The organism is Herbaspirillum sp. RTI4 (assembly GCF_034313965.1).
GTDB lineage: Bacteria > Pseudomonadota > Gammaproteobacteria > Burkholderiales > Burkholderiaceae_D > Herbaspirillum.
In genome coordinates, this window is record NZ_JAVIWQ010000002.1 from 2,665,542 (window position 1) to 2,677,788 (window position 12,247).

A 12,247-nucleotide genomic window follows, 5' to 3' on the forward strand; every position below is an offset into this window, starting at 1 on the left:
ATTCAAGCACCATCCTTGGAGATGAGCGGCCTCGCCTTATCAGCGACGGAAGGCAATATTTCGATCACTGAAGCCTCCCCGCCGACACCGCGAAGCTGAGGTGCATACATATCTTCTGCATACACAGGCGGCAGAACGAAGCGGCCGGGCGTCACGACGCGAGCGCGATAAAACAGCGTAATCGCATTATTCCACCAGGTTCCAAGGCGTACTGCGGCAACGAACCGGTTGTCGCGGAACTCCGTATGGAGAATGCGCGAGTCGCTCATTGCTTCATGGGGACTCATACCGTCAATCGACAGCGTAGTGCCAAGCTCACCCTGGATCAGCTTAGTATTTTCAATTTCCAGTCCGGCCGGTATGCGATCAACCAACATCGTATTAGTCGCGTCGTAGGCACTCGATGCCGTCAGCCTGACCCATACCGTGTCCCCCACCTTCAGTTGTCTGTCCCCAAGCGGCGTGCCATCACTTCCAAAATAACGACGCGTCAGTTTGATGTCCCCTCCCGCAGGCGGATTTTTCTTTGGATAGCCGCTATTGCGGACCTGGACATAGAGTCGGCTCGGAGAAGTATTGTTAATTTGTATGCCGCCGTTGAGTTCGGCATACGTGATTCCTGGGTAAAGATGACCGTTTCCCTTCAGTTCACGTATCTTGCCGCCGGCATCAAGCTGCGCACTCCAGGAACTGGCCGGTGTTGCCTCCATTCCCCGCGCCGCCAGAAATAAAGCCAGCTGATCTTGCGTGGACAAGCCGCGCCCCTCTTTCATCAGTGCTGCGATACGACCCACCAGCCGACTGGCATTAGGTGCATCTGGCTTATGCTTCAATAACAGCGCATACGATAAGGCTGCATCACGCAGATCGCTGCCGTAATCGTGACTCCAGGCGCTATTGTTACGCGGCTTGTCGATGCCTTCCGCGATGGCTGTTTTAGAGCGCGCGGTATCGCCCATCAATTGCAATGCGATGCCAAGCTCGATCAGGGACAAGCCGCTAGTGGCGTTGGCACGTACCTCATACAACTGCCGCAGCGAGGCCAGAGGTGCCTGACGGTCCTGCGCCAAGACATACGCGCCATGCGTGAGCCCGGAAAAACTGTTGTTGCGACCTGCCCATATCTTTTCCCAGCGCTGACCAGCGTCATTGACTGGCTGCTTGATATGAAGCGAAGCGATACCGACCGGGAGTTGCTTGCTCAGAAATTCACTTGCCTTGCGATACATGGCGTCAGGAACTTCAAACCCATTGCTGCGCGCATCCTGCAAGAATCGGGTTGTGTAAGCCGAAAGCCAGTATTCATAAGCGGAAGCGTCGCCCCACAAGCTGAACCCGCCATTGGGCGCTTGTCGCGTAGCCAGACGTGCTATGGATTTTTCGATGATGGCAAGTCGTTGTTCTCGGCTAAAGGGTTTCAAGCCGTAACGACGGGCAGTTTGCTCATCAATAAACACATGCGGATAACTGGTGCTGATCGTTTGTTCCGTGCAGCCATAAGGATAGACAAGTAAATCGCTGATGGCGCTTCGTATATCCAAAGGCGTGCGGTCAGTGATCATTATTTCCGCTGATTCGGACCCGGGATACCATTCGGACGACTCCGCCGCAGTCTTAAGTTGCACGCTGGCACCTGGGTCAACGATGTGCAATGCCGTGATATTTTGTGGAGCAGTCGGCGCCTCTACCTGCAATTTGAACTGGCGATCCACACTCAGATTCTGCCCTGCCACCTGGACTCGTATTGTGTTTAATTGCGGCGCACCGCTTGCAGTCAGACGAAAGCGCAGCGTAGTTTTCCCCTGATTTGCGAGCGACAATTCCCGCTCCGCCTCCTGCAATTGCAAGCCACGCTCACCGCTGAGCCTGATTTTCAATTGCTGATTCGAGCCTGACATATTGTGCAGATCCAGGGCCAGCGTCGCGCTATCGCCAAGGTTGACGAATCGAGGCGTCGCCAATTCCACAATTAAAGGAGCGGCGACGGTCATTTCACGTTCCGCAGAGCCGAACCGGTCGGCACTGGAAACGACTGCCATCAATCGCAGCTTGCCATTAAAGTCGGGCAAAGGGAGTGCGATATCCGCTTCGCCATTGGCGTTCAATGCAACCGGTCCAGAAAAAAGATCAAGCAGTTTGACTTTTTGCGGCAAGCCCTTGGTTGGGACCATGGTGCTGGCATCACCACCAAATTTCAGCGTCCCTTTTTTTCCTGCCATTTTTTCAATCAGCCGACCGTAAATATCATGCAGATCGGCGCCATAGCGCAATTGACCGAAAAAATAGGCATAGGGATCGGGCGAGATGAAATTAGTGATGTTCAAAATACCCGTATCCACCGCAGAAACTGTCACCATCGCATTTTTGCCGCGGGCCGCCGGAACTTTTACTTTTATCTTGACGGTCGTTTCCGGGCGTACTTTTTCAGGGGCATCGATTTGCACGTCGAATTTTCGGTCGCTACGATCGAGCGGCAAATGAATCAGTCCCAGCGCCCGAGCCGGAGTAACGCGGTCATCGCCGGTACGCAGCACCATCACATTCACATACATATCTTGCCGACGCCAGGACGGATCAAGTTTCAGGTTGATGGTTTCTTCTTCATCGCCAATGCTGAGACGTTTCATCATCAACATCTTGTCGCCCTCTATCGACACAATGGCTTGCCCCTTGTGCGGTGAGTGGATACTCAAACGCACGGTGTCGCCATCCCGATACATGGGTTTATCGAGTTTCAATGTCACCAGATCGGGGCGATTGCCCTGTTGTTCACTTTGCTGCGCATTCCAGCCGGCGTAGAAATGGTAGCTTGCCAAGGCTGGACTGGCAGGGTCAGTGATCTCAACACGGTAGCGGCCGTATTTGACGGGCAGCTTCAGCTGAGATTTTCCGTTAGCCTCGGTATCGAATGTGAAGGTATGGATCAACTCATTGCCATCCGTATAGCCTGAGTGCCAGCCATGCTGATCGTCGAAACGCCAGTAATAATCCCTATCCTCGCGGTAAAGTCGCACCTGCAAGCCTTTGCCCGGCACAGGGTTTCCCAGGCGATTCACGCGAACAACTTCAAACTCCGTGAGCGAATCTGCATTGGCGTAAGTGCCATTGAATTTAGGCCGTACACCGATGAGTGTGTCGCCGGGCCATACGGTGCGCTCTATGCTGCGGATAACCGGACGTCCGCCAGTCTCAAGCAAACTCAGCGTGGCATATATCCTGATCGGCGAATGCGCTGTAAGCGCGGCATCGGTGTCAATATTTATCCTGGCATGTCCTTTACCGTCCAGAAATTGCTCTTCGATTTGTTCACGTTTTTTCAGTTTCTCGTCTTGTTCATTGCCAAAAACGAAGCCGGGAAATTTTTTATCAAATGGATTTAAATTACGGGCGTACTCAATCACACCCAGAAGCTTATTGCCTGATGCCGGAGCGCCATACAAATAATTCCCCTGCACTTCGACGTTAAAATTTTGTTTTACGTTGAGTAGGGCTTGCGGGCTGCTGAGATCCAGTTTCATCCTTTCCGGCATGAATTCTTCGACGGCGAAAGAATAAACACTGCTGGCTTGCTTTTCAGCGGGATCATGGCGTACTTCAAGCTGCCAGGTTCCTGTTGGCGCGTCTGGGGGTAACTCAAGGCGTTGGCGATAATAGCCGAGGTAAGCTGGATCCGGCTTCCAGTTGGAAAGAAATTGTTTATTGCCATCCGGCCGCCGAAGAATCGCCTGTATTGGCTGAGAAGCAATGGCCTTGCCATCCGCGTCGCGCGCCAGCACCGACATATCGAATGCCTCACCGGGTCGATATAAATTCCGACCGCTATAAGCAAATAATCGCGTTGCTTTATACGCATTCCCGCCAATGCTGTACTCTGACAAATCAAGTGCAGGCTCCTTCAATGCCAGCATAGAAAGATGCTCACCTTTTCTGGCCAAAACGATTTTAGCTTCAGTCGGGATAGTGGAAAAATTAGCGCGACCATCCCCATCCGTTTCACCGTGCGCAAGAACCTTTCCTTGCCGATCGACCCAGGAAATTTGTACGCCTGAAATCGCCTTGCCATTTGAAAGAGAGCTCACCAGTGCGTCGGCACTAGCGGGAAACATGCGCAATGAAAGACCGATATCGGATACATAAAAATACGTGGTCTGATATTCAGAACCGAATCTGCCTGGCTGGCTCATGATCGCGATGTAAATTCCCGGCTCTTTCAATTCCTTGACGTCTTCCACCGGCAGAAAAGTAACGCTTTGCTTATTAGTTTTTTGCTCAGTCAAAAATCGTCCCTGATAGACGCTGTCGGAAAGCTTGTGCAATGAATCGAGTTCCCATCGGCTCAGTAATCCTCGCAATGTGCGACTACGTAGCTCAGGTTCGGAGTCATCATCGCCGCGCTCTTGATCGCCGTCTTCATTGTCTGAATCAGCCGACTGTGCAGACTGTGCTGTCTTGCGGCGCTCTGCTATGACCATATCCAGAAAACGCGGTAACTGATCCGGCCGCACGCGCATGAACTGAACATCGACTTCCGGTACGTTAACCGTGACGACAGGCAAGCCGCCATTTTGTTTGGCCGGCAAAACCATGCCATTGCTGGCGAAATAATAAGCCGGTGAAATTTCCGCCGTTAAAATTGAGAATCGACTCTCACTCGCAAGTTTTTTCATGGATGCAGACGTCAGTGCATCACTCACTTGGACGACATAACGGGTCTGCGGTTTGATGTGCGGAAAATACAAGAGACGTGGATTGTCCCCCACCACCCAGGCACCATTGACGGCCTGACCTCCGGCAATAGAAATTGGCTCTGAGTCCTTACCCATGCCGACCTTTTCCAGTTTCTTTTCATCACCGTTCGCGCCCGCCATTTTCTCTGGCATCTGAAAAACCTGAATCAGTTTTTGATAATCGCGTTTGGGGTCTAGCGGCTGAGAAAACGTCAGGACTAAAGCGGGAGAGCCATCCAAATTTCTGTCGGCGGCATCGATCACTTCAAAGGGCGCATTAGTGTCTGTGGCACGAGAAAGATCATCTGTCTTTTTGGTACACGCAGACAAGAAAAAAAAGAGGAATGCACTGAGTATGGCTGCAACAAAGCTTGATCTGAAGATAGCACGCATACGCGACTTTCGGATAAAGGTGGAATGGGCAAATACCAAAAGAAAAAAGTGCATTGAAGTTATGAGAATTCAATGCGCTGTTGTTCAAGATTCCCACTTGCGGGAATCCTTGTAAAGCAAATAAACAGAAAGGAAAAAAAATGGTACGGCAATTCATTACAGAACTATTTGATCGCGTATTTGAATTGACCAATCTTGTTTGCCGTCACTTTTATTTTGGCAACACTGCGCTCTTCTGCCATCCCTGAAAGAATCGATCCGGCCATCTCTGGCAGGAGGCTGCCATTCAAAATGTGATCCACATTGCGTGCGCCCGAATCAACTTCAATGCAGCGTGACAACACCGCATCGACCAGCGTCTTGTCATAACTGAATTCCGTTCCGTGATTTTCGACAATACGTTTTTTAATACGCGCAAGTTTCAAATGGATAATGTCAGTCAGCACCGCATCTGAAATCGGGTAATAGGGAACCACTTTCATACGACCGAGAAATGCGGGCTTGAATACTTTCATCAGATGAGGTCGTATCGCAGCCTCAAGCACATCGATTGCAGGCAAATCCTTATCGGTCTTATTCAGACAGTTTTGCATGATCAGACCCGACGCTACGTTACTGGTGAGAATGATGAGGGTATTTCGGAAATCAATTTCTCGACCTTCCGCGTCATCAAGAACCCCCTTATCGAATACCTGAAAAAATAACTCCAGCACATCGGGATGCGCTTTTTCTACTTCATCCAACAGCACTACGCTGTAGGGTTGACGCCGTACCGCTTCGGTCAGCACGCCGCCTTCGCCATAACCCACATAGCCTGGTGGAGAACCTTTGAGTCCCGATACGCTGTGCGCCTCCTGATATTCACTCATATTGATGGTGATCAGTTTGCGTTCGCCGCCATACAGCGCATCTGCCAGCGCGAGTGCGGTCTCGGTTTTGCCAACGCCCGATGGACCGGCAAAAAGGAAAACCCCTTGCGGCTTGTTCGGATCATCCAGATTGGCACGTGCTGTGCGTATGCGTTGCGATATGGCTTCAATCGCATGGGGCTGACCAAGAACACGTTCCCCGATCAAGGCGTTAAGATTCATCACCGTCTTGATATCATCTCTCACCATTTTCCCCAACGGGATCCCGGTCCAGGCGGCAACGATGGCAGCCACCACTGCACCATCGACCTGAACCGGCACTAAAGGTGATTCCCCTTGCAAGGTCCTGAGTTCCTCCAGATATTTGCGCAGTGTTTTAGCAAGTTTGCTATCGGTGGACGACCGCTTGCCAGTTGAAATATCTGTAGCGGCACGCTGTTCCAGATCAGTACGGGCGCTCTGTATTTTTACGTTAAGTGCCTGTTCTTGTTCCCAGCGGAGACGATATTGAGCAAGCTCCAAAGCTAAATCAGTGAGCAAGCTCTGCAATTCCGACAGGCGCGCTCCATGTTGATTTCCAACACATTCCTCACGCTCCAACGAATGTAATTCGGCCTTCAATCGCGCTTCTTTTTTGATCAAATCGTCGATCAAAGCAGGCGTCGCGCTCTGCCCTAGCGCGACCCTTGCGCAGGCAGTATCAAGAATGCTGATGGCTTTATCTGGTAGCTGACGACCGCTGATATAACGATGAGATAACCGTACCGCCTCGGTAATCGCATCGTCGAAAATACGAACATGAAAATGCTTTTCCATCAGAGAAGCCATACCGCGCAACATAGCGCATGCCAACTCTTCGCTGGGCTCTTCCACTTTAACGACCTGAAATCGACGTGCTAGCGCAGCATCTTTTTCAAAATATTTTTTGTATTCACTCCATGTCGTCGCGGCAATCGTACGAAGTTCGCCCCGTGCGAGCGCCGGCTTGAGTAAATTCGCCGCATCGTTTTGACCCGCCTGCCCTCCGGCACCGATCATGGTGTGCGCCTCATCGATAAAAAGGATAATGGGTGTCGGATTTTTTCTTACTTCATCGATGATACTTTTAAGACGATTCTCGAATTCGCCCTTGACGCTGGCACCAGCCTGCAGCAATCCCATGTCCAGTGAATAGAGTTCAACTCCCTGCAATACCTCAGGCACATCCTTCTCAATAATACGTAACGCCAGACCTTCTGCCACCGCCGTTTTCCCAACGCCCGGCTCGCCGGTCAGTATCGGATTGTTTTGACGGCGGCGCATCAGGATATCCATAACCTGCCGGATTTCATTATCACGTCCGATGACCGGATCGATTTTTCCATCTCTGGCGCGCTGTGTCAGATGGGTGCTAAATTTATCCAGCGCGACTGTCTTCGACAAACCCGCTTGCGAACTGGCATCGTGGCAATTGCGCTCAGCCGTTCCATCAGACTCAATCGCATTTTGTTGTGAAAAACTATTTTCTTGCGAATCAATACACCATCGTTCGGCGTCGTGTTTAATCACGTTCTGATCGAATTTTTTAAATTGACTTGATGCTCGATAAGCCAGTTGCGCAAGATCTGGTTTTGACAACAAAGCCAACAACAAATGGCTGCTGCGAATCGGCGCAGAGGCGTGCTCCAGCGAAGCAATTAACCACGCATGCTCAAACAGCGTCGGAAGATGTGGAGAAAATACCGGGGTACGGGTATTGCCGGTTTTAAAGCGCGCAATTTCACTCCGAAGATCGTTTTCCAGTACCGAAATAGGGATGCCGCAATGTTGGGAAATCAGCGCGAAATCACATTGCGGCTGTTCAAGCAAAGCGAGAAATAGATGTTCTAAGTCGACTTCATAGTGTCCGCTTGCTACACAGATATTGGCGGCTCGCTCTGCAGCGACACGAATAGTGTCGTTCAGTTTATTAATCAATGTTTTGAGATTGTTGTACATGGAAATATTTATTGCTTGGGCTTGATCGAAATCCCGCTTACCGCTTTCCAGGGGCAGATCCGGTAGTGGAGATTTTTCATATGGAGATGACTATGCGACATCAAATCTGCAAAAAAGTAGATCGCAAATAGGTTATTTAAAACGGAGTGCTTTCAGTAGCAAGGAACGCATCCAATACGAGGAGTGATTTAAGGACCGTAGTAATTTATGCCATCAAGCACAGGGCCATTCTTAACCAGGTGTATGAAATTACTCACCACAACGCATTAGATATTTATTCCACTTCTTCATTTTTCCGACAACGGTCTTCATGCCCATCAAAATGGTGCTCGATTCTGGCAATGACTTTTGCATTTCCCGTGGCATCGACATGCACCTCAAGCAAATTATCCTGATCAGGCAGGACCACACCAGCAATCGGAATAGTGACTTTGTATAAAGGTTTTTTTAAATTATTGGCATCGTCGATGTTCATATTCCATTTGACGCTCACCGGTTGATCCGGTGCCAGACGACTACAACAGACGATGCCGCTTGAACCGTAAGGCAGAGTTCCTCCTCCTGCATAATGGTCATTCAAATAAACCTGGCTAACTGGCAGATCAGAATCATTGCAAACGAAGGTACTGACCAATACTTTTTCTTCCGATGGGGACGGCTTACAAGCACAGAGACACACTGTCATTAGCAAAATAAATACTCGGAAATACTTTTGGCTCTTCATCATCGTTGCTCATCCTGCAATAAACCCTGCAATATCCGGGAGAGACAGAAGAACTCCATAAGCGCCACCTTAAATGGCATGGATTTCATAACGGACATCCGTCCGGTCCGCTTGCGCAGGAGTACTTACGAGAAAAGTGTCCCAACCAAGCCGCCCTCCCTCTCCTTCAGAAGAGAGATGAATTCCCTGGACTTCCTTCGCACTAAGAATCAGTCGGATTTCATATTCCAGAATGCAGGCACTAAACATGGTGATGATCTTTTTTAGACTCCGCGCGGCCGATCCCCCTGGTAAAAAACTGATGAATTGTTTGCGCATAAGTGGGCCTATATGCATGCGTAAACGTAAATTCCGTTGCCACACTCTGGCACCAACCATCGCCACATGACCAAGTGTCGCGTTAGTAATGCCCAGTGATGTTTGCTGATCGTCAGGGACCATGTACCAATGACCGACAAATTGCTCAACTTCAATAGTGGCGTCGAAATATTCGCGAAGCACCTGCTGCAAATACGCTGCCGAAGGTGGGCGATGTCTTATCGCCGTAGAAAAATACGCGATCGATTCCTCGGATAAATCACCATCCTCTTCGCGAAACCGCTCTCTTAATGCATTCGAACCCATCCCCGACAACGACAACAACAACGCTAAAAAGCTGTCCTTGCCATCAACCCGATATTGAAACTCCAGACGATATTTTCGCCATGCCTTAAAAAAAAGAGTCACTCCCCTAGATGAAAATACATCCAGAAATGCACGCGGTCCGGCATCTTTTTCCAACAATTGATGCCGAGAAATTCGCTCTGTGTAATGCGCCGGCAATGTTCCATTGCTGCCCAAAAACCCGATGAATGGCGTTGTCAGTGAAATACTTTCAAGGTTTCTTTTTTGTATTAAAAGAGAAACAGATTCGGCAGAGTTAGCCGGCAATTCCGGGCTTATTGCTATCGATTCAATTTCACTGGCAGGAAAGCTAAGAGAAATAGAATTTTGAAATTTAATGCAATCAGCAATGGCTTCGTCATTGACCACACCATTTCGTCTGAGCCATAGTTCAAGCAACATGACTGCCTGAAAAAACTGAAAGCGGTGCGGTGCTTCCAGAAACCGCTGGATTACACTAGATGCGAATCGCCGCTGCGTGGTAAACATCGCACTATTTCCTCCCCTGTCCTTTTTGAGAAAATAACTAACTGGGTAAAGCTATTCGCATGGGCATATAGCCCAAAAAAACGATCGAGAATGTGTGTGAACACATGGATGCCACTTCCGATAAATCCTTCTTCATCCAGAGTGAGCCGAATTTCAATACCCCTTACCAGTGAAGCAAATGGATTTCCTCGCAGCCATGCGCTCGTCGACTTATGGTCGATACTGACCAATCCAGCCACCTGCCGATGAGAGGTTGCAGAACGTGGCAGGTCATAGAGAGAAAGGACTTCTTTGAGCGCATCCAATCCGCCTCTTGCCAGGGATAAATGATTGAGAGATAAATGTGAAATCAGACGCCAATGTGCTCCCCGTCCGCGCGTGAATCGGTACGGTTCGCTAGGTTTTCTTAAAAATCGGATGACGCCAAATTTTTCTTCGCCAGAAAGTGATAAATCCCCTCCCTCTAATCCATACGCCAAATAACTGGGCAAATCCCGATTAGTGCTGGTGACCTCAATACTGAGCGTACATTCACCGATTTCAGCAGGATTAAAGTCAATATCGACAATCGATATTTCAGTTTCATAACCAGGGCTTTTTTTTGCAACGGTGTCATCACGCCGCATCGCCCAATAATGACCATTACTCGCCGGAGTTTCACCATGTCGCAACGAGTAATAAGGTCGGAACTGACGAAACGATTCGCCCTCTGGGTTTTTCAGAACTTGCGTAACCGAATCGATTGAATACACCTCGAAGGCTGGAGCATTATTACCGTCTACGATGACCGAATAATTTGCAGTGGCATGCGTCAAAAGGACCGGACTTGCCACTTTCGGAAACAAATTGATCACGGGCGAACATCCGAGCAGAAAATTGTTAGCAGATAAGGTGCTGAGCATGCGAGCGACATTGGAATCAGACCGCAAGCCGGTCAGAGTGAGGTGAAGGGTGAACTTTTTTTCATCGACAGGAAGCACCCTACAAATGGCCTCTAAATCAATATCAAAAAAATTAAATTTTTCGGGATAAGAAAAATATTCAGTCAAAAGCCGATAGGCGGGATGCGACCTTGCAGGAAAATCAATCAAGGATTCATTTTCATTAAATCCGACCGCTTCTATTGGCAACGCAGGCAGCCCAACCCAACGCCGACTATCGGCCGCCTCAACATAAGCGCATACGGTATTCATGAATAACGCATCCCTGAGCCCAGCACAAAATGAAGGTTCACCGTCAATGAAAATGCGAACCTTCTTCACCCCCAGCTGAGACAATGCAACGGATACGTTGGCCGTTTCTAAGCTAATACTGATTCCAGAGCTCGTATCCGGAGGAAGAACAACCGTATCGGGCGGCATGGGAATCGCATCGAACCTCGCATGCGAAACTAATAGCGGCGTGACCGCAACGTCAAACGAAGTCCTGAATTTGCAAGCAACTCCATCGACGACGTGGGATTTCAACTGAGTCCCGCGTGGAATGATCGTTGTCTGTGTCACTTTCGATAAATCGTCACTTCCTGGTATTCGGACAATCGAACAAGATGGAAATGGGCGAAGATAGTGCGGATACAAAACCTCGAATAATGCCTCGGTAAACTCAGGATAATCGTCATCAAGTCGTTTTGAAGTGCGGGCATTAATCAAGGCAAACGACTGAATCATCCTCTCGATATGGGGATCTTCTGATACCTCGCCGGCCATGAGTAATCGGCCTGCAATTTTGGGATACCGCTCAGCGAACTTACGAGAATATCGCCTTAGGAAGCCGAGCTCTCGTTCATAGTATGGGAGTAGTTCGTCCAATTTATGCTTCCGTGCGTGAGTTGCGGCGCATTCTGCCGATGGAATACTGCAATGATGAGGGTTGTAGCACTGCGTCAAAACTCACCAGCTCTTGCGCCGGATGAACGACCAACCTCGCTGATATGACAAAATTAAGACGATTAATAGATCCATCTCGCAACTCCAGAGAAGCATTAACATTCTGTAAACGCGGCTCGTGACGGGCAATCCCTTTTTCCAAAGATTCACAAATAAGTCGGCGATCCCTCACGCTGGCCAAGCTTAGACCTGCAAAATCACTCAAGCCGTAAGTCAATATGGATTGGCAACACTCGTCAAATTTCCCTAATAGATCCGCTTCAATTACCGTGCGGGTATTGAGCATGGCTTCAAGATCACGAGCAACCGCATCCTTTAGCAAATCCATGGAAAATATGGAAATGGTTTCTGAGGCATTCGATACAGAATGTTGGCTCATCAAACGATCGAACAACCCTGGAGTAAAGCCTTTCATCAACAACCAATTCAATAAAAGTGGAAAAATATTAAAGCTCTCGACAAGACAAGCCACAACGATTTACTGCTGTGGCTTGTCCTATTCAAAGCGAATTAAATAAT

General features: G+C 49.2%; 6 protein-coding genes. All 6 read right to left on the reverse strand.

Annotated features, from left to right (window positions below; all coding sequences use genetic code 11):
• Nucleotides 1-2: 2 nt before the first annotated feature.
• The 6 genes from RGU70_RS11885 to tssE all read right to left on the reverse strand — a co-directional run bounded on the left by RGU70_RS11885 (nucleotide 3) and on the right by tssE (nucleotide 12,143).
• Nucleotides 3-4,967 carry an alpha-2-macroglobulin gene (locus RGU70_RS11885; RefSeq protein WP_322209608.1) on the reverse strand — a complete coding sequence of 1,655 codons (4,965 nt, stop codon included), beginning with the start codon at nucleotides 4,965-4,967 and terminating at the stop codon, nucleotides 3-5.
• A 317-nt stretch (nucleotides 4,968-5,284) separates the two neighbouring features.
• Entirely contained in the window at nucleotides 5,285-7,966 is a 2,682-nt protein-coding gene (gene tssH, locus RGU70_RS11890; protein ID WP_322209610.1) for a type VI secretion system ATPase TssH, read from the reverse strand.
• Between the two features lie 274 nt (nucleotides 7,967-8,240).
• Complete coding sequence (locus tag RGU70_RS11895) at nucleotides 8,241-8,693, reverse strand: hypothetical protein (protein WP_322209611.1); 453 nt, start codon at nucleotides 8,691-8,693, stop codon at nucleotides 8,241-8,243.
• Nucleotides 8,694-8,759: 66 nt separating this feature from the next.
• Nucleotides 8,760-9,842: a type VI secretion system baseplate subunit TssG gene (tssG, locus tag RGU70_RS11900; RefSeq protein ID WP_322209612.1), complete on the reverse strand. Its 1,083-nt coding sequence runs from the start codon at nucleotides 9,840-9,842 to the stop codon at nucleotides 8,760-8,762.
• Nucleotides 9,806-11,650 (reverse strand): type VI secretion system baseplate subunit TssF, encoded by a 1,845-nt coding sequence (tssF, locus tag RGU70_RS11905; RefSeq protein ID WP_322209613.1) that lies wholly within the window; start codon nucleotides 11,648-11,650, stop codon nucleotides 9,806-9,808. Before tssF ends, tssG begins: the two co-directional genes overlap by 37 nt.
• A 1-nt stretch (nucleotide 11,651) precedes the next feature.
• On the reverse strand, nucleotides 11,652-12,143 hold the full coding sequence (tssE, locus tag RGU70_RS11910; protein ID WP_322209614.1) for a type VI secretion system baseplate subunit TssE: 492 nt from the start codon (nucleotides 12,141-12,143) through the stop codon (nucleotides 11,652-11,654).
• Between the last annotated feature and the right edge of the window lie 104 nt (nucleotides 12,144-12,247).